Here is a 19,122-nt window from a genome sequence, read left to right on the forward strand (position 1 = left end):
ACAGGGTCACTCCACAGGGTCACTCGACCGGCTGAACCGAGCTCGACCAGCCGAGGTGCTCCGCGCGGACGGCGCGGAGCGCGATCCTCGAGGTGCCTCAGTCGTCGATGTCGCCGCCGTAGCCGGGCATCCGGCCCGTCACGACGAAGACCGTGCGCTTGGCCACCGACACCGCGTGGTCGGCGAAGCGCTCGTAGAACCGGCCCAGCAGCGTGGTGTCCACCGCGGACGGGACGCCGTGCGGCCACTCCTTGTCCATGATCACCGTGAACAGGTGGCGGTGCAGGTCGTCCATCGCGTCGTCCGCGTCCTCCATGGAACGGGCGCGCTCGACGTCCTGGGTGCGGATGACCTCGGTGGCCTCGCGGGCCAGCTGCACCGCGATGCGGCCCATCTCGGCGAAGTACGGCTCCACCGTGTCGGCCAGCACGTGGTTGGGGTGCCGGCGGCGCGCGGCCTTGGCCACGTGCAGCGCCAGGTCACCCATGCGCTCCACGCTCTCCGCCGCGTGGATCACGGCCAGCACGATGCGCAGGTCGGTCGCCACCGGTGCCTGCAGCGCCAGCAGCGCGTAGGCCTGCTCCTCGATGCTCGAGCGGACGTCGTCGATCTTGGCGTCGTCCCCGATCACCTGCTCCGCGACCGCGAGGTCCGCCTGGAGCAGCGACGCGGTGGCGCGCTCCATGGCGTCACCGGCCATCGCGCACATGTCGGCGAGCCGGTCGGCGAGTTGTCCGAGCTGGTCGTGGTAGGCCTCACGCATGGGCGTCAGCCTACGTGCAGGTGGTCGCGGCGGCGACATTCCCCAGTGAACCGCGGGTGAACCCGAAACGACCAGATGGCTCACGCACAGGGGTCGACGCCCGCGTTGACCACCTCGACCGGCGGCGGCGTCGCCTTGCCCGGCTGGGGGGTCGTCCCGCCCGGCTTCGGCGTCACGACCTTCTCGTCCCAGTCGGACCCGATCAGCAGCATCACCGAGCCGCCCATCTCCGGCCGGAACTCCGGCGTCGCGCCCGGCACCGCCGCCGCGAGCGTGGCGGCCGCGTCCTCGCCGCCGATGCCGTAGCGGACGACCGTCCTGGCCGTGCTCTCGCCGCTGCTGCCCCAGTTGACGATGCTGAAGCCGAGCTCCTCCAGGTTGTCCCTGGCCCGCTTCGCCGCGCCGTCGATGCCCTGCTCCCCGTTGAACACCTGGATCTTCAGGCCCTTGGGGTCGATCACCTGGCCCTGCTTGGGCTGCGCGGGCGCGTTGGACGACGGGGCCGGCGCCGACTGGGTGGGCGTGGCGTCGGGCGTCTCGCCGGGCAGCGGGGTGCCGTCGATGATCGCCTGGAACAACGCCCGGGTCTCGTCCTCCAACAACACCTCGATGTTGTCGTGGTTGTCCAGCGTCGGACCCTCTTGGGTCTCGTGTGGAACGGTGACGAAGCTGACCCGTCCGGCCTCGATGCCCTGCAACGACTGCGCCAGCGTCAGCATGTCCTTCACGCCGATGTTCTGGCCCACTGTGGACGAAGCGAACGCGTTGAGGAAGTTGTTGAGCTTCCCGGGGTTCAGCAGCATCTCCGACGACAAAGCCGTGCGCAGCAAGGAGGACAGGAACTTCTGCTGCCGCTTCACGCGGTCGTAGTCGCCCAGCGGCTCGGTGGTGACCTTGCGCGCCCGCACGTAGTCGAGGGCCTTGGCGCCGTCGATCTCGTACTGGCCCGGCTTGTCGAAGATCATGCCGAGCTCTTCGTCCTCCATGACCTTCGGCACGCAGACCTTGATCTTGCCGACGGCGTCGACCATGCCCTTGAAGCCGTTGAAGTCCACGGAGATGAAGTGGTTGATGGTCAGGCCGGTCAGCTCGGTCATGAACGTGCTGACGCAGCGCGGACCGCCGTCGGCGTAGGCCTGGTTCGCCTTGACACCCTTGGCCGGCCGCAGCACCTCACCGGTGTACTCGCCGGTCTCCCAGTTCCACTTCTCGCACTCGGGCCGGGTGATCTGCAGGTCGCGCGGCACGCTCACCACGACGACCCGCTTCCGGTCGGCCGGGATGTGGGCCAGCATCAGCACGTCCGAACGCGCACCCGGCTCGTTGTCCGCGTCACCCACCCCGTCCTCGGGTCGCGCACCCGCGCGGGTGTCCGAGCCGACGATGAGGAAGTTCTCGTCGCCCAACTGCTTCTCTGCCTCGTGCACGGCGGCGGAGTTGGTGTTGAGCGCGTCGATCTCGGTGAACTTGCTGTCGATGTACTGCATCGCGCCCCAGCCGAGCCCGGTGGCGACGAACACCAGGACCGCGCCGGTCAACGACAGGACCTTCACGATCCGCACGATCTTGCTGTGCTTGACCGTGCGCGCCCTCCGGCGGCGGGGGAGGTCGTCGATGTCGTCGTCGGCGTCGAGCGGCTCGGCGAAGACGGTGGCGTCCTCGTCGTGGTCCTGCTTCCACGGCAACAACTTCTGCCGCCGCTCCTTCTTCTGCCGCTCCTGCTCGGCGAGCTCGTCGTGGACGGCGGAGAAGCGGGCGAGCGTGTGGTCGACCTCGCGACGCTTCTTGACGTCGTCGCTGATGGCCTCCATCTCGGTGGTGAGGCTCAGCGGGTCGATCTGGTCACGCGGGGAGGCGGCCACTGACGGCGCGGCGGCGGCGGGTGCCGCGGGTGCCGGCGCACCGCCGAGCCGCCCGGCGATGTCCCCGGCAGCCTCGTCGCCGCGCCCGGCGGAGACGTCCGGGACGGGCCGCGCACCGGTGTCACCACGCCGAACCGGCACACCTTCCGCCGCGACCTCCGGCTGACCACCGGCGAGCCGCCGAGGCCCAACCGGACCACCGTCGACAGGCCGGGGACCACTGCCGTCCGGCCCGCCCGGGGCGAGCCTGCGGGGGCCGTCGTGGCCCGGTTCGGGGAGCTGTCGGGGGCCGTTGCCATCGGGTCCGCCGGGGGCGAGCCGACGAGGGCCGTCGAGGCCGGGTTCAGCGAGTTGGCGTGGGCCGCTGCCGTCCGGCCCGCCGGGGGCGAGCCTGCGAGGGCCGTCGGGGCCGGGTTCAGCGAGTTGGCGTGGGCCGCTGCCGTCCGGTCCGCCAGGAGCGAGTCGGCGCGGGGCGTCGAGGCCGGGTTCGGTGAGTTGGCGTGGGCCGCTGCCGTCCGGTCCGCCGGGGGCGAGTCGACGCGGGGCGTCGGGGCCGCCGGGGAGGGGGCGGCGTCCGGTGCCGGGGCCGTTGTCGGCGGCGGGGTGCGGGGCGTCCGGGGTGGCGCCGGCCAGGCGGCGGGGTCCACTGCCATCGGGGCCGCCCTCGGGCAGGGGCGCGGCGCCGGCGAGGCGGCGGGGGTCGGCGTCGAGGCCGTTGGGCGGTACGCGACGCCCGGTGTCCGGGCCGGCACCGGCCAGGCGACGCGCGGCGGGACCGTTCTCGGCCAGGCGGCGCGGTCCGCTGCCGTCCGGGCCACCCTCGGGGAGCGGCGCGCCGGCGCGGCGGGCGGCGTCCGGGCCGCCTTCGGCGAGGCGGCGCGGGTCGGTGGGGAGGCGGCGGCTCGCTTCGGCACCGTTCTCGGCCAGGCGGCGCGGGTCGACGCCGTGCGAACCGGTGTCGTGGTCGGCGGGGCGGCGCGCGGTGTCCGGTCCGGGGACGCCGTTGGTCGGCCTGCCCGGACCATCGGGCAGGCGACGCCCACCGTCCGGGGCGAACTGCCGAGGCCCGCTGCCCTCCGGCCCACCGGGACGTCCCGGCGCACCACCCGCGAACCCGCGCGGGTCGGGTCCGGCACCGGCGGCGGTCCGGCGCGGATCGACCGGCCGACGACCGGTGTCGGCCGGCCCGGACTCGGCGAGCCGCCGCGGACCGGTCTCGTCCGGCAGGTCGCGCGGGGTCGAGGGCCGGAAGTCGCGAGGTGCCCCGGGAGCGGCGTCGCGGGACACCCCGGGGGCGACCTCACGGGAACCACCCGGCGCGAGGTCGCGTGGCGTGCCGAGTGCGGCATCGCGGGAGCCGCCGGGCGGGAGGTCGCGTGGCGTGCCGAGTGCGGCATCACGGGAGCCGCCAGGCGGGAGGTCGCGTGGCGTGCCGGGAGCGGTGCCGAAGGCGTCGTGCGGGGCGGTGCCGGGCTGGGGGTCGCGGCGGACGCCCGACGTCAGGTCCCGACGTGCCGGGTCGCGGGGCGGGACGCGGTCGGCGGGTGGCGCGGGGTGCCGACGCGGCGGTTCCGGGTCGGCGGCCGCGCGGCGGCCGTGGGGCTGGTCGGCAGGCAGGTCCGGGCGCGCGCGGCGGCCCGTCGACTCCGACGACGGCGTGAAGTGGCTCGGCAGGTCCTCGGGCGACGGACGACGACGGCGGCCGGTGTCCTGGCCGCGTGCCGGGTCGGGGGTGAGGTCGTCCGGCAGCGCCCTGCGGCCCGTGGTGTCCGGGGTCGCCCGGCGGCCGGTGGCCTCCGGAGCGCCGCGCCCGGCGGACTCGGGGTCGAGCGCCGCGCGCCTGCCGGTGGGCTCGGGGTCGAGGGCGGCACGCCGGCCGGTGGGTTCGACTTCGGGTGCCGCGCGCCTGCCCGTGGGTTCGGCCTCGGGTGCCGCACGCCTGCCGGTCGACTCCGGTCTGCCGCCGTCGGTCGGCGGCACCGGGCGCGGGATGTTCGTGCGGCTGTGCTGTTCGAGCAGCTCGGAGACGCTCAGCCCGCCGCCGCCCTCCATCGACCGCCGTCTGCGGCCGGTGGGCTGGTCGTCGGGAACGGGCTGGTCACCACGAGGTCCGGGGCCGCCACGGCGGGGCTCGTCGGGCACCCGGTCTCCCTTCAGCAACAGCGGTCAATACGGGGTCGTCATCACGAGTTGACGACATCAAGGACACATTGGTTGCACCAACGGCGTGTCACTTGCCTTGGCGATACTACGGATGACCGCCAGTCCTGACGACCACTCCCGGTGATACAGGGGTGGTGTGTAGTCAGTTGCGCTCAGCAGGCTACGGCCAAACGGGTGAGCTGCCGCAAAAACTCAGTAACCGGCAACCCTCGGTTCGGCGATCCCGCGCCGACCGGCCGCGGGGCCGGCCAGGCGCACCCGACCACCCTCCCGGTAGGCGACCGCGTTCCGTCCTGACTGCTTGGCGGTGTACAGCAGGCTGTCCGCCCGCAGCAGCTGTTGCTCCGGAGCGACCGGCGGGCGGTTCGGCGCGTCCCCCGCGGGAGGCTCGTAAGCCAACCCGATGCTGACGGTCACTCGCAAACCGGGCGCCAGCGAAGCCCAGGCGTGACGCTCGACACGCATGCGCGCCGACTCGGCGATCTCCACCCCCGAGGACGCGTCCACGCCGGGTAGCACGAGGACGAACTCCTCGCCCCCGTACCGGGCGCAGAAGGCGTCCTCCGGCAGCTCCTCCTGCAACAGCTCGACCACGCGCTGCAACACACGATCACCCAGGAGGTGGCCGAACGTGTCATTCACCTGCTTGAACCAGTCGAGGTCGATCAACGCGATGGCGAGCCCGTCGGCGGTGGCGCCCTTGTCGGTGACCATGTCGAGCAGCCGCTCGTCCAGGTACCTGCGGTTGTAACTGTCGGTGAGGCTGTCTCTCAGGCTCTGCTCGCGCGCCTCGGCGTGCTCGCGGCGCAGCCGGTCCACCTCGCGGCGCAGTTGCTCGGGGACGTGCGGCTGCTCGTCCTGGTCCGCGTAGACCAGGTCGAACGCCGACCGCAGGTGCTGGTAGGCCTGCCGCCACTGGCCGCGGGAGGCGAGCAGCGCGGCGATCGACTCGTGCAGCTGCACCAGCCCGGTACCCTCCGAGGCGGCTCGGTCCTCGTCGGACCTGCCGTCGCTGTCGAAGTCGGCGACTTCGGGTCGCAGTGCGGTCATCGCGCTCACCTCCCTACTTGCCAAGGTGTCGTCTGTTGCAACGCGGTGCTTGAGCCGGCGGGACGCGTCACAGGGGGATTTCCCTCTACCGGTTGACCGTGCACTGCTCCGAACTGGTGACGTTCGGTGATCAACTAGCCGGAACGTGTGCCGAGCGTGGTCGGTGTGGCCTAGCGCTCGGTCGGGCGCGGCGGTCGGCAGGGCGCAGACGCCGGGCGGTGCGGACGCCGGGCGGTGCGGACGCCAGTTCGGGCGTTGCGGGTCAGTTGGCGCAGGGCGCGAAGCCGTACGCCTTGCCGTTGAGCAGCACGACGTGCTGGGAGCCGATCTGGCTGCCGATCTCGGTGCCCTCCTGGAACGCGGTGAGCGTCACGGCGACCACCAGCACGACCCCGCGGGGGTGCTCGTCCTCGCCGGGCGGCGTCCAGGCCGGGTCGAGGCGGAGGGTGGACATGGTCGGCTGCACCTTGATGGTGCCGTTCGGCAGCTCGCAGTCCTCGTCGCGGAAGTCGGGGTGCTGGGTGTCGGCGAGCAGTTCGTGCTGCTCGGACACGCCCTCGCCGGCGGCCTCGTTGAGCGCGGCGAAGTAGCTGGAGACCAGTTCCCGTTCGACGTCGGTGACCCGCAGCGGCCGGGGCGTCCCGGTGACGGCCGAGCCGCACGCGGCCAGCAGCAGCGCGCAGGCGGCGAACGCGGCGGCGCGGGGCGCCCGGTCACCCACCGGAGTGCATGTCTTCCGCTGCGGGCACCATGCCGTCCTCGGGGTCGTCCAACCAGCCTTCGGGCAGGACGACCTTCGCGGGCGACCCCTGCCTGCCGCGCGGTCCCTCGGCCTCGAGCGTCTCGGCGGTCGGGTCGAGCCGGCCGAGCAGGTCGTCGAGTTCGGTGAGGGTGGACACCATCGCGAGGCTGCGCCGCAGGTCCGCGCCGACCGGGAACCCCTTGAGGTACCAGGCCATGTGCTTGCGCAGGTCGCGGACGCCCTTGTCCTCGCCCAGGTGCGCGGCGAGCAGGCGTCCGTGGCGGGCGATGATCTCGGCGACCTTGCCCAGCTCCGGCGACCGCGGGACGGGTTCGCCGTTCAGGGCCGCTTGGAGTTCGCCGAACAGCCACGGGCGCCCGAGGCAGCCGCGCCCGACGACGACGCCGTCGCAGCCGGTCTTGGCGATCATGTCCAGGGCGTCCTGGGCGCTGAAGATGTCGCCGTTGCCCAGGACGGGGATGCTGGTCACGGCCTCCTTGAGACGCGCGATGGCGTCCCAGTCGGCCTGCCCGGAGTACCGCTGGGCGGCGGTCCGAGCGTGCAGCGCAACCGCTCGCGCCCCTTCGTCCTCGGCGATGCGGCCCGCGTCCAGGAACGTGTGGTGGTCGTCGTCGATGCCGATGCGGAACTTGACCGTCACCGGCACCCCGGCGGGCTCGGCCGCCTTCACCGCGGCCCGCACGATGTCCCGGAACAACCGCCGCTTGTACGGCAACGCGGCCCCGCCGCCCTTGCGCGTCACCTTGGGGACGGGGCAGCCGAAGTTCATGTCGATGTGGTCCGCCCGGCCCTCGCCGACGATGATCTTCGCGGCTTCGCTCATCGAGGCGGGTTCGACGCCGTAGAGCTGGAGCGAGCGCGGGTGCTCGTCCGGCCCGAAGGTGATCATCTCCATCGTCTTGGAGTCGCGTTCGACGATGGCGCGCGCGGTGATCATCTCGCAGACGTACAGGGACGTGGGGCTGCCGAACTCCCGGCACAGCTGCCGGAACGCCACGTTGGTGATGCCGGCCATCGGCGCGAGGACCACGGCCGGGTCGACCGCGTACGGGCCGATCCGGAGGTCTGTCGAGGTCTGGAGTGCGGTGGACATCGCCGTCCATTGTCACCCAGGCCGGTCAGTGGCGGTCGCCACATCGGCGAATCGCCCGAACCCGCCACGTCGGCTCCAGTTCCAGGACGTGACCGGTCATCGAGGTGATGTCGACGTCCGCCGCCGCGCGGTCACGCAGTTCGGGCACCCGCGCGGCGTACCGGCGGTGCGTTTCGGCGTCGGGCCAGAACGTGGCGACGAGGTGGCGGCGCCCCGCGAGTCGCGCGACGATCCCGGCGAGCATGCCCGCGGATGCCATCGCCGGCGCCCACACCTCGCGCTGGACGTCCTCGAAGTGCCCCTCCGCGCCCTCGGCGAGGTGGCAGTCCGCGACGCGCAGCAGACCGCCGTCCAGGGCATCGGCAACCGGTGCCGCACCGGGCATGACGAGGGACACCTCGCCGAGGACGACCACGATCCCGGTGTAGCCACCCGCATCGGCCACCGCGTCGTGCCGGTCGCGCAGGAACACCTGGTGGCTGTCGGCGTCCGACCACAGGCCCAACACGTGCGCACGGCCGGTTCGGTCGTCCCAACCACCCACTTGCCCGACCAACCCGGGTTGGTCCGCGATGACCGACCACTCGCGCTGGGTCGCGGCGAAACGATCGCGCGCGCCGGTCGGCACGTCACAGGTGATCCATTTGGCGAGCACCGGTACCTCCCACGGGGTCGGGAGCGATCGTCCGTGCTCGACCAAGGTGGAGGTCAACCCGCCAGCGTCGGTGGTTGTCAGCGTGCGGACACAGGCAGTCGAAGTTCATGTTGTGCACGCGAGGCGCCGCGACTTTTATTCCGTGCGTTGACGGCGGAGTTGTCGTCGGTGGGTCACGAATTCGAACAGCAGTTGTAGTGCCCAGGGCGCTAACGCGGTCGCGACGCCGACTTCCACGCCGGCGACGAAGATGGCGTTCTGCTGGGTTAATGCGCGATCGCTGTCGGTGATCTTCGCTCGCGGGGAGGTCAACTCGCCGGTGGAACGCCAGAGCAAGAGGTCGTTGTCCGCCGGAACCGTCTCAGGCGATGCGGAGTCGAGAACCGCGGTCAGCGGAATTCGGCTCGCCTCCACCTCCTGTGTCCCTTCAAGTGCTCTTGGTTCGTCCGGTTCGGGGCTTTGCCCGAGCTGAGGACCGGTGGCGATCCGATCCCATCGTGCCGCGTTCACGTCGCCATTCGCGAGACGAGGTTCAAAAACCGGCCGGAGCACGGTCGGTGCCCTGACAACGCATTGGCTACCACGGCACCAACCCAGTCGCGAGGCCAAAGGCACCTCCAGTGACGCCTTCGCTCGGCGTGTTCCGAGGTCCACGTCGTTGGCCAGGGCGGTCATGACCACGCCGCCGATCGAGCCCGCCTCTCGAACATCCTCCCGTTCCTTGTCGCGCGGCCTGGCGTCGTAGAGCAAGAACACGCCGACGATGGCGGGCGGATCTGCGACAGGGGTGGTCAGGATTACGTCTATGCGTAAAATCGACTCACTATCGGTTTCGTCGTCGAAAGACCACGGGAGTGGCCACCCGTTCGGGTCGTCGCGGCTCCGTTTTCTCGGCTCCACGTGGGTGATCACGCCATCGGCATCGTGCGGGACGATGGCCATCACGCGTCCATCTGAAAAGTTTTTGCCTAGATCGGTGGAAGGTGGCAGCACAGTGGCTTGGTACCGCTGATAGGCGTCCAAGCCGGCCAGGGTCGCGACAGTGAATGCGACCAGGCACGTGAGTAGTTTCGCGACCATGACGTCCCCTCAACTGCCGTCGAGCGCAACGGCTCGGGCAACCCTATGGAGACCACTGTCCACGTCGACATAGCCCGACCAGGTGAGCAGGGTGCAACGGCAGCCGGTCCGAGTTCGCATCGCCACATCAGGTCAGTGCCTGCCGCAGGTGCGCGGCGGTTTCCTCGTCGAACGCCACCAACTCGATGCGCTCCACCGACGTCGTCGCCGGTGGTGTCGTCGCCGAGCGCAGGGTTGTCACCGCCACCCGTGCCGCCTCGGCCGGTGGGTAGCCGTAGACGCCCGTCGCGATCGCCGGGAACGCGATGCTCCGCACGCCCAACCCGTCCGCGACCTCCAGGCTGCGCCGGTAGCAGGACGCCAGCACGGCCTCCTCGCCGTACCCGCCGCCCTCCCACACCGGTCCGACCGTGTGGATCACGTACCGCACCGGGGCGAGGTCGAACGCGGGTGTGGCCACCGCGTCGCCGGGAGCGCACGGGGCCAGCTCCGAGCCGGCGCGAGCCAGCCGTGGGCCTGCCGCGCGGTGGATCGCACCGTCCACCCCGCCGCCGCCCATCAGCGACTCGTTCGCCGCCGTCACGATGGCGTCGACACGCGCACGTGTGATGTCACCCACGACCACCTCGATCACCGATCGAGCATGGCAGTGGGACCGCTGGATGCGGCTGCCGTTCTCCTCAAGGCGTAATCCCCAACTCCACCCCCCAGTCGTTGCACCGCATGAACGCCCCCGGCGGGTACTCGAACGACACCTCGCCGAGCAGCGTGAACCCCGCCTTGCGGCACACCGCGTTGGACGCCGCGTTCCCCACCGACGGGAACGCGTGCACCCACCGGGGCCCACCGGCCGCCCGTGCCCGCTCCAGCACCGCCGCAGCCGCCGCGGCGGCCACCCCGCGCCCCTGGCACTCCGGCAGGACGCTCCACCCCACCTCGTAGACCGCCTCGCCCCGCCACTGCTTCGCCCAGAAGCCGGCGCTGCCCGCCACCACCCCGTCGAGCACGACCCGGAACATGCCCGAACCCGGCGTGAGGTAGCGCTGGTGCCGGTCGGCCACGCGCGCGTCGGACTCCGGCCCGCCGAGGTGGGCCGTCATCTCCGGCGCGTTGAGCCGGTGCAGCAAGCCGAGGTCGTCCGCGGACCACGGCTCCAGGTGGACGGTCATGCGCAAAGGATGCCGGCGGGGTACGACAATTTCGCGATCACCGCAGGTCAGCGCCTGTTTCACAGAGGTTGGCCAAGCGCACGCCGGACGATCGCCGACCACGCTTCCGCGCACGTTCCCGCCGCGTTCACCGCCCGCCCCTAGCGTCGTCGCTCGGACCGGAACCGGTCTATACCTGTTACCAAGGAGGCAGGGTGCGAGGGAAACTCGCGTTGGCTCTGGCGCTCGCGATCGCGGCGGTGGCGGTCGCGCCCACCGCGGGTGCCGTGGTGAAGACGCCGAAGGTGCTGGTCATCGGCCTGGACGGAGCCCGGTACGACAAGCTGCTCGCCGCCGACACCCCGAACGTGCACGCGCTCGCCCAGCGGGGCTACTCGTCCCGCAGCGCCCTCTACGGCTCGGGCATGGCGCCCACCGTCAGCGGACCGGGCTGGTCGACCATCCTCACCGGCGTCTGGCCGGACCGGCACAAGGTCAAGGACAACTCGTTCAGCGGCAACGCCCTGAGCAGCTTCCCCAGCTGGCTCGCCCGCGCCAACACCGCCAAGCCCGCGCTCGACACGTACGCCGCCGTCGACTGGAAACCCATCTCCGACCACATCCTGCGCACCGGCCAGGACCGCAAGTTCGTCCTCGACGGCGACACCCTCGGCTACGAGGGCAGCGACGAGAAGGTCGCCGCCGACGCGGAGAAGCACCTCGCCCAGGACGTCGCCGACGCGTCCTTCGTCTACTTCGGCAAGACGGACATCGCGGGCCACAGCTACGGCGCCGACTCCACGCAGTACGCGGCCTCCCTGCGCGCCGACGACGCCCACATCGGCCGCCTGCTGCGCGCCGTCGAGAGCCGGCCGACCTACGCCGACGAGGACTGGCTGATCCTCCTCACCACCGACCACGGCCACACCCCGACCGGCGGCCACGGCGGCGACACCCCCGAGGAGCGCATGACGTTCGTGATCGCGGCGGGCGGCGGTGTCCCGCTGGGCACCCCGGCCGTGCAGCCCAAGATCGTCGACGTCGCCGCCACCGCCCTGCGGCACCTGGGCGTTGGCGCGTCCCTCGACGGCTACGCCCTGGGCACCGCGCCCGCCGACCCGTTCGAGTCGGTGACCCTCAAGCCGCGCCAGGACGAGACCGGCGTGCCCACGTCGGTCCTGGGCTGGACGCACGACGCCCCGGCGGGCTGGACCGTCCGCACCTCCGCGCCGCAGGGCGTGGCGGAGTGGCAGGGCTGGTCGTTCACCACGGACGACTTCTGGACCCGCACCGCGCCCGGCCAGTACCGCGAGGCGAACGTGCGGGCGCGCGGGGTGTTCGCCGTCGCCGACCCGGACGAGTGGGACGACAAGGGCTCGCCGTCCTCGCTGGGCCGGTTCGACTCGACGCTGTCCTCGCCCGGCTACGACGTGGCCGGTGCCTCCTCGGTGACCCTGAAGTTCGGCTCGCACTACCGGCAGGAGGACCCGCAGCGCGCTGCGGTGACCGTGGCGTTCGACGGTGGCGCGGAGCGCACGGTGCTGTCTTACGGCTCCGGGACCGGCGATGTGATCGCGGGGACCGTGTCGCTGAACGTGTCCGTACCGAGCGGCGCGCAGCGCATGGTCGTGTCGTGGCGCCTTTATGACGCCGGGAACAACTGGTACTGGGCCGTGGACGCGCCGAGCGTGACCCGCTAGCCCACGTCCCGGCGGAGCAGGTCTTCCTCGGTCTCCGCCCGGACCAGCACGCGCGTCGTGCCGTCCCGCACGCCCACCAGTGCGGGGCGGCACACCTGGTTGTAGTTCGAGGCGAGCGAGTGGTGGTAGGCGCCGGTGACCGGGACCGCCACCACGTCACCCGGGTGGACGTCCCTCGGCAGGTCGACCTCGGCGATCACGTCACCGGCTTCGCAGTGCCGGCCGACCAGCGTCCACCGCGCCATCGGACCGCTCCTGAGCAGCCGAGGCTGGTAGCGGGCACCGTAGAGGGCGGGTCGGGCGTTGTCGCTCATCCCGCCGTCCACCGCCACGAACGGGTGCTTCACGCTGGTCACCCGGTAGAGGGTGACCCCGGCCTTGGCCACGATCGACCGCCCCGGCTCCACCACCAACCGCGGCACCGCGACCCGCTGCCGCGCGCACTCGTACCGAACGGCCCGCGTCACGCGGTCGGCGTACCCGACAAGGTCGAACTCGTCCTCACCGCTCGTGTAGGGAACCGCGAACCCGCCGCCCAGGTCCAGTTCGCGGACGGGTCGGCCGAGCCGGGCGATAAGGGCGACCATCCGGCGGGCGGCCTGCTCGTACGTGGCGACGTGCCGGATCTGCGACCCGATGTGGCAGTGCAAGCCGACCAACTCCAGGTCCGGCCGCGCGTCCACGATCTCCAACGCACGCACCAGGTCCGCCTCCCCGAGCCCGAATTTCTGCCCGGTGTCCCCAGTAGCAAGCGCGGGATGCGTATCAGCGGCCACGCGCGGCAGCACACGCAACAACACACGGGCGTCCGCGATGCGCTCCAACTCGTCCACGGAGTCGACCACGATCCGCCCGACACCGTGCGCGGCCTTCAGGTCCTCGGGCGTCTTCGCGTTGCCGTGGAACAGGATCCGCTCATCGGGGAACCCCGCCGCCCGTGCCACGGCCAACTCCCCGGCGGAACAGACGTCCAACCACAACCCCTCTTCACCAACCCACCGCACCACCGCCTTGCACGACAACGCTTTGCTCGCGAAGGCCACCCGGAACCCGCTCAACACCTCCCGGAACCGCCGGCACTGGTGCCGGACTTCGTTCTCGTCCAGGACGTAGGTGGGCGTGCCGAAGGTGGCCGCGATCCACCGCAACCGGCGGTCGTCGACGTCGGGCCACAACCGTCGGTCGGGCGCGGGGTGCAGGGAGTGGGCCAGAGTGGGCAAGATGTCGGAAAGCGTCATGCCACCACGACACCGCGCCCGGCCCCGCTCACCACGGCCCGGCGACACGTCCTTGACACCCGACACGCCGATCCTGCCGCGCCTTTGACACGCCAGTGGCGCACACCACGACCGTCACCGTGGACCGCAAGCGCCGCGGAGCAGCCCCACAACACGACGTCGAACCCGCCTGGAGCCCACCGCACCTACAGCGGCCGGTTCCCCGCAGGCCCTCTACCCTCGGCGCGGGTGGGGCCCCGGACATGTCCAGTCCAGGGCCCCGGTTGGCCGCCCATTTGCGCACGCCAGCGACGTTTAAGAGTCGGATCAGTCCTTAGGTCGCCGCGCTCTCCCGTTGAGCTACGGCCGCACGTGGAGCGGCCAGCAGGATTCGAACCTGCACCTCGGCGAGTGTTGTCCGGTCTCGGGCGATCTGGCGTTCGGCGGAAATGCTGAAGCTGGAGCGAGAGTCTGAGCTTGATCCCGGCTGCCTCTACCGATTGGGCTATCCCGGCGTGTGGTGCCGGGAGGAGGATTCGAACCTCCACTGTGACCGAGTGGTTCAGGCTGACGTTTCAGTTTCAGCTTCCACGCTCCCAACGGGAGCGCACCCCCGCGCTCCAGCGGGGGAGTCTCTCGACGCTACCGGAACAGGTAGCCGAAGACCACGTCACCGACGCGCTGGTCGGTGACCTCCAGGTTGTTGGCTTCCTCCCGGGCGAACTTCACCGCGTGCTGGAGCTTCTCGACCCGGTCGACGAGCTCGTTGACCCGCCGGGCGGGCAGCGCGCCGGAGAACTTCACCGTCGACCAGTAACCCACCGGGATGTCCTCGTAGTACACCTCGACCTGCGCCGGGTGCTTCTCCGTGGCTTCGGCCTTGACGTGGTTGCGCGGCACCTTCTTGGTCCGGATGGTCCGGACCTGCTCGGTGCGCCAGTAGTCGGCGGACTCGTCGAAGGTCCAGTCCTCGGCCGCGTCCAGCACGGGCAGCTTCTTGACGAAGGTGTGCAGGTCGGTCAGCTGCTTCTCGAGGAAGAGCAGGTACGACACGGGCACGTCGCGGAGCAACGTCTGCCCGTCGACCACCACATCGGCCTTCGCGACGCAGTTCGCCCAGTCCTTGGTCGCCGTGACGTCGAAGAGCCGGGTCATCACGGCAGCGGTCCTCCGCAGCACGTCCTCGGCCTTGACCTGGACGCGCGTGGACTCCGGCGGCAGCACCTCGCCGTCCTCGTCCTTCGGCTGGTACGTGCGCGAGATACCGGCCAACAGCGCGGGCTTCTGCAACCCGTGGTGCGCGTCGGTCAGGTCCCGAAGCGTGCCACCCTTGACACTCTTCTCCACCGCGATGATCTGGTTCAACTTCGTCATGCCGCAACCCCCTTGGCTGCGCGCACCCTACAAGGTGAAAAGCCAAGCCCACCACTGCGTTTGGTGGGCCTAACGCATCAGCACACGAACCGCGAAGTGTTGATCGAAGGGCGAACTACATGACCGTCCGGGCCAGTGAGTGTTGTCGAACTTGCCTGGCGCGTCCTCAGACCCAGGACGGCGCTGTGGCGGGCGGGTTGGCATTGCGGCGAGGCTGAGCAACCTGGCCGAACTGTCGGCACTTAGGTCCACCAGCGCCCATCGTCGGCTAGGCGTTCACCCGGTCGTGCGGGAAGCGCTGCGCTGGGCGCGGGTGATCTCGACCGAGCGCAAACGCCCACAGAACAAGCGGGTGGATCCGATCTTGGCGAGGGCCTCTGCCAACCCGTCTGACCTGCGGGTTTGGTGGGCCGCCAGGGACTCGAACCCTGAACCCGAAGATTAAAAGTCTCCTGCTCTGCCAATTGAGCTAGCGGCCCGTTGGACAGCTTACCGAGGGGAGTGCTCGGCGTGGGGCGGGGTGGGTGTGGGGTGTGGGTGTCGTCACGTTCGCACTACCTTGGGGGTATGCGCGTGGCCACCTGGAACGTCAACTCGGTCAAGCAGCGGGTGCCTCGGTTGTTGCCCTGGTTGGAGCAGCGGCGGCCGGATGTGGTGTGTCTGCAGGAGACCAAGCTCGCCGACGACGCCTTCGCCGAACTGCTGGGCAAGGACCTGGCCGACCTGGGGTACGAGTTCGCCGTCCACGGTGAGGGGCGGTGGAACGGGGTGGCGATCCTGTCCCGGGTGGGGCTGGAGGACGTGGTCGCGGGGATGGTGGACGGGCCGGGGTTTCCGCAGCCTGAAGCTCGGGTGGTGGCGGCTACGTGTGGTGGGGTTCGGGTGTTCTCCGTGTACGTGCCCAACGGGCGTGAGCCCGACTCCGACCACTACCGGTACAAGCTGGAGTGGCTGGCCGCGTTGCGGGACGTCGTAAAAGCAGCCGGGGAGCACGTCATCGTCTGCGGGGACATCAACATCGCGCCTGCTGACGAGGACGTGTTCGACCCCGCCGCGTACGTGGGCCACACGCACGTGACCAAGCCCGAGCGGGACGCGCTCGAGGAGCTCAAGGCGCTCGGGCTCCGGGACGTCGTGCGCGACCGCTGGCCCGGCGCTCGAGTCTTCACCTACTGGGACTACCGGGCGGGCATGTTCCACCAAGACCTCGGCATGCGGATCGACCTCGTCCTCGCCTCGGCACCGGTTGCGGAGCGTGCCAAGGCGGCCTGGGTGGACCGGCACGCGCGCAAGGGCACGGGACCGAGCGACCACGCCCCGGTGATCGTGGACCTGGACACCGCCCCGGACGGCGACATCGGGCCCGTCGTGCCGCCGCCCTCCGCGCCCCGCAAGACGAAGAAGCTCCCGCAGGCGAAGGACTAGCCGAACGCCAGTGCGACCCGCAGGGCCGTGTCGCGCGTGCCGGTGAACCGGTGCACGCGGGCCAGTCGGTTGAGCATCAGGGAGCGCTTCGCCAGGCGTTGGGTCGACCGGCGTCGCGTGCGGTCGTAGGAATGCAGGCCTGAGCGGACGTCGGAAGAGCGCAGCGCCGACGCCAAGGTCACGCCGTCGATGATCGCCTGGCACGCGCCCTGCCCCAGGTCTGGGGTCATGGCGTGGGCGGCGTCGCCGATGAGGGCCACGCGGTCGTGCACGTACGACGGGAGCGGGGGCAGGTAGTCCAGGCTGTGCCGCAGCACGTCCCGGCTCTCGGCCAGCACTCTCGGGATCGGGTCGTGCCAGGACGAGAACGCCGACAGGTCCCCGTCCGGCCCGGTCATGGCGTACCAGTTGGTGCGCCCATCGGCCTGTGGCGTGAGGCCGAACTTCATCCCGCGTCCCCACGTCTCGCCGCCCGCCGGCACCGGTAGGTCGACCGTGCCGCGCCACCCGATGGCACCGGACGGCCGTGGCTCGACGCCGAACAGCGACCGCCGCACCCCGCTGTTGATGCCGTCCGCCGCGACGACCAGGTCGTGGTCGCACTCCGCGAGCGTCATGGCGGTGCCGAACCGGAGACAACCGGGCGGCAGGGCGTCGGCGAGCACGCCCAGCAGCGCGGGCCGGGTGAGGAGGTGGACGTCCGCGCGGAGCCGGCCCAGGACGGTGCCGTCGGGGCGGCGGATCGTCCCGTCGGGCTGCTTGCGCCCGGCCGCGCGGGCGCGGTCACCGAGGCCGAGCGTGTCCAGAGCAGCAAGGGCGTTGCGCCAGATACCGAGGCCCGTCCCCGTGGACGGCAGTCCCTCGGACCGCTCGAACACCGTCACGTCCCAGCCGACCGCCCGCAGGCCGACCGCCGCCGCCAGACCACCGACCCCGCCACCGATCACCGCTGCTCTCATGCGACCGACCGTACTACAGCTGTAGTGCCACTGACTACGGGTGTAGTGTCGCGGCTCGTGACGAGACGGCAGCAGGTGCTGGACGCCGCCATCCGGGTCCTGGGCACGGCCGGTCCACGCGCCCTCACCCACCGGGCCGTGGACGCCGAGGCGGGCCTGTCGGAAGGCTCGACGTCCAACCTCTTCCGCACCCGGGACGCCCTGGTCGGCGGGGTCGTGGAGCGGCTGCTGGAGCGTGAGCGCGAGCTGTGGGGGACGCTCGCCGGTGACGTGTCGACGCCCGACGAGCTCGCCGACGCCCTCGGCCGCGTGGTCGGGGAGCTGGCCGCGGAACGGGTGCTCACGCTCGCCCGGCACGCGGTGTTCGTCGACGCGGCGGTCCGGCCGGAACTGGGCAAGCGGATCGCGGAGGCGCACGAGCGGATCGCCGAGTGGGGTGTGCCGATCCTCCGGGCGGTCGGGTCGGCGGACCCGCGGGCGGACCTCGCGCTCCTGCTCGCCACCGTCGACGGCCTGCTCACCAACCAGCTCGCCAACCCGCGCCCGGACTTCGCGCCCGCGAGGGCGTTCCGCGTGCTGCTCAAGGGCATCACGGCCTGACAGCGGTTCCCCGAAGCGACGCCCGCGCGACGAGGGGACATCATGTGCCGGGTGGACCTGACGCGGGCGTTCCTGGCCGACGAGAGCCTGCACGACGTGATGGCCGAGCTCGACCTGCCACCCGCTCTGAACGAGGTGTACGGCCACCGCCTGGCACCCCGGCCGTTCTTCCTCGACCGCGCCGAAGCCGACCGCGTCGCCGACGACCTGCGCCGGTTCTTCGACCTCCTGCTCTCCTTGCCGCACAGGCTGTTCGACGGCAGCCTGACCCGCTGCGCCGCGGCGCTCGGCGTACCGCCGCACGAGGCCGCGCTGATGTCCGCCGAACCCCCGCCCTTCCACGGCCGCGCCGACCTGTACCGCGTCGGCGAGGGCTTCCGGTTGCTGGAGCTCAACTCCGGCAGTCAACTGGGCGGCACGGACCTCGGCGACATCGCCCGAGCGATCCACGAATCCCCGCGAATGCGGGACTTCGTGCGGGACCACGGTCTCAGTTACGTCCACCCGGTCGAGAAGTTGTTGTCCGCCATCGGTTCCGGCACGGTCGCGTTCCTCGAAGCGGGCGGGATGCTGGCCAAGTTCGGCAAGGGGTTCGCGTCGCTCCAGGAGTCCTGCCGGCGGCTCGGCGTGGACATCCTGTTGGGAGAACTGGAAGACCTGACCGAACGCAACGGCTGGCTGCACCTGAACGGCACCCGGCTGGACGTCGTCGTCCGGTTCTTTTCGCCCGCACAAGCGGTCGGCAAGGCGGACGCCTTCCTCAAAGGCGTGAAAACCGAGATCTACACGCCGTTGTCGAGCTACCTCTACGGCTACAAGTCCACCTTGGCGCTGCTGACCGGAACGAACCTGGAGGACGACGAGCAAGCCCTGGTGGACCGACTCGTCCCCTGGACCCGCAAGCTGGAGGACGTCGACAAGGACCACCTCCGGGCACACCGGGAGAACCTGGTGCTCAAGGCGTCCGGCGAGTTCGCCGGAACCGGGGTGTACGCCGGTTGGCTGCACGACGACCGGTCGTGGCGGGACCTCCTGGAGGACTGCGCCGGCCGCCCGCACGTGGTCCAGGAACGGGTGCGCCCGCAGCTCGACGTGGTGCCCGGCGACGACCGCGGGTGGCTCACCACGTGGGGCTGGTTCGTGACCCCGGACGGGTTCGCCGGGATGAGCATTCGGACCATGCCGCACGAAGCCGGCGCGGTCGTCAGCTACGGCGGAAACCCGAACACGAGAGTTTCGGGCCTCTTGGTGCACTGACCACCGCGTATCC

At 71.2% G+C, this 19,122-nt stretch carries 16 protein-coding genes and 1 tRNA gene; 4 read left to right on the forward strand and 13 right to left on the reverse strand.

The window, feature by feature from the left end; all coding sequences use genetic code 11:
- Positions 1–97: 97 nt before the first annotated feature.
- From phoU to DFJ66_RS25465, 9 genes are all read right to left on the reverse strand, one after another.
- Positions 98–763 carry a phosphate signaling complex protein PhoU gene (gene phoU / locus DFJ66_RS25420; protein WP_121224480.1) on the reverse strand — a complete coding sequence of 222 codons (666 nt, stop codon included), beginning with the start codon at positions 761–763 and terminating at the stop codon, positions 98–100.
- A gap of 80 nt (positions 764–843) precedes the next feature.
- Complete coding sequence (locus DFJ66_RS42230) at positions 844–4,767, reverse strand: LCP family protein (RefSeq protein WP_147459357.1); 3,924 nt, start codon at positions 4,765–4,767, stop codon at positions 844–846.
- A gap of 213 nt (positions 4,768–4,980) precedes the next feature.
- Positions 4,981–5,838, reverse strand: a complete 858-nt coding sequence (locus DFJ66_RS25435; protein ID WP_121224486.1) for a GGDEF domain-containing protein — start codon at positions 5,836–5,838, stop codon at positions 4,981–4,983.
- A gap of 262 nt (positions 5,839–6,100) precedes the next feature.
- Positions 6,101–6,559, reverse strand: coding sequence for a hypothetical protein (locus DFJ66_RS25440; RefSeq protein ID WP_121224488.1), 459 nt, complete (start codon positions 6,557–6,559; stop codon positions 6,101–6,103).
- Positions 6,552–7,694 (reverse strand): tRNA dihydrouridine synthase DusB, encoded by a 1,143-nt coding sequence (gene dusB, locus DFJ66_RS25445; protein ID WP_121224490.1) that lies wholly within the window; start codon positions 7,692–7,694, stop codon positions 6,552–6,554. The genes DFJ66_RS25440 and dusB overlap by 8 nt, the downstream gene beginning before the upstream one ends.
- 25 nt (positions 7,695–7,719) lie before the next feature.
- On the reverse strand, positions 7,720–8,349 hold the full coding sequence (locus DFJ66_RS25450; RefSeq protein ID WP_147459358.1) for a DUF4937 domain-containing protein: 630 nt from the start codon (positions 8,347–8,349) through the stop codon (positions 7,720–7,722).
- Positions 8,350–8,484: 135 nt separating this feature from the next.
- A complete protein-coding gene (locus DFJ66_RS42235) occupies positions 8,485–9,372 on the reverse strand; it encodes a hypothetical protein (RefSeq protein ID WP_147459359.1) in 888 nt (295 codons plus the stop codon).
- A 184-nt stretch (positions 9,373–9,556) separates the two neighbouring features.
- Positions 9,557–10,063: an O-acetyl-ADP-ribose deacetylase gene (locus DFJ66_RS25460; protein WP_121224496.1), complete on the reverse strand. Its 507-nt coding sequence runs from the start codon at positions 10,061–10,063 to the stop codon at positions 9,557–9,559.
- 46 nt (positions 10,064–10,109) lie between these two features.
- Positions 10,110–10,598 carry a GNAT family N-acetyltransferase gene (locus DFJ66_RS25465; RefSeq protein ID WP_121224498.1) on the reverse strand — a complete coding sequence of 163 codons (489 nt, stop codon included), beginning with the start codon at positions 10,596–10,598 and terminating at the stop codon, positions 10,110–10,112.
- A gap of 194 nt (positions 10,599–10,792) precedes the next feature.
- Between DFJ66_RS25465 and DFJ66_RS25470 the strand changes: the two genes are divergently transcribed.
- Entirely contained in the window at positions 10,793–12,277 is a 1,485-nt protein-coding gene (locus tag DFJ66_RS25470) for an alkaline phosphatase family protein (RefSeq protein ID WP_121224500.1), read from the forward strand.
- On the opposite strand, the gene lysA is transcribed toward DFJ66_RS25470, so the two are convergent.
- From lysA to DFJ66_RS25485, 3 genes are all read right to left on the reverse strand, one after another.
- Positions 12,274–13,515, reverse strand: coding sequence for a diaminopimelate decarboxylase (gene lysA / locus DFJ66_RS25475; protein WP_121224502.1), 1,242 nt, complete (start codon positions 13,513–13,515; stop codon positions 12,274–12,276). The two genes, DFJ66_RS25470 and lysA, sit on opposite strands and share 4 nt — an antisense overlap.
- Positions 13,516–14,136: 621 nt before the next feature.
- Positions 14,137–14,868, reverse strand: coding sequence for a DUF7873 family protein (locus tag DFJ66_RS25480; RefSeq protein ID WP_121224504.1), 732 nt, complete (start codon positions 14,866–14,868; stop codon positions 14,137–14,139).
- A 403-nt stretch (positions 14,869–15,271) separates the two neighbouring features.
- Positions 15,272–15,347, reverse strand: a tRNA-Lys gene (locus DFJ66_RS25485).
- A gap of 88 nt (positions 15,348–15,435) precedes the next feature.
- On the opposite strand from DFJ66_RS25485, the gene DFJ66_RS25490 reads away from it, so the two are divergent.
- A complete protein-coding gene (locus DFJ66_RS25490; protein WP_121224506.1) occupies positions 15,436–16,293 on the forward strand; it encodes an exodeoxyribonuclease III in 858 nt (285 codons plus the stop codon).
- Here the strand turns inward: DFJ66_RS25490 and DFJ66_RS25495 are convergent.
- On the reverse strand, positions 16,290–17,252 hold the full coding sequence (locus DFJ66_RS25495; protein WP_121224508.1) for an FAD-dependent monooxygenase: 963 nt from the start codon (positions 17,250–17,252) through the stop codon (positions 16,290–16,292). The genes DFJ66_RS25490 and DFJ66_RS25495 overlap by 4 nt on opposite strands.
- Positions 17,253–17,309: 57 nt before the next feature.
- Here DFJ66_RS25495 and DFJ66_RS25500 point away from each other — a divergent pair, with 57 nt between their 5' ends.
- Positions 17,310–17,852 carry a TetR/AcrR family transcriptional regulator gene (locus DFJ66_RS25500; protein ID WP_121231730.1) on the forward strand — a complete coding sequence of 181 codons (543 nt, stop codon included), beginning with the start codon at positions 17,310–17,312 and terminating at the stop codon, positions 17,850–17,852.
- Positions 17,853–17,903: 51 nt separating this feature from the next.
- The gene (locus DFJ66_RS25505) at positions 17,904–19,109 is read left to right on the forward strand and encodes a hypothetical protein (protein ID WP_147459360.1); all 1,206 of its coding nucleotides are present in this window, start codon (positions 17,904–17,906) and stop codon (positions 19,107–19,109) included.
- Positions 19,110–19,122 lie beyond the last annotated feature (13 nt).

This window comes from Saccharothrix variisporea (assembly GCF_003634995.1).
Lineage (GTDB): Bacteria > Actinomycetota > Actinomycetes > Mycobacteriales > Pseudonocardiaceae > Actinosynnema > Actinosynnema variisporeum.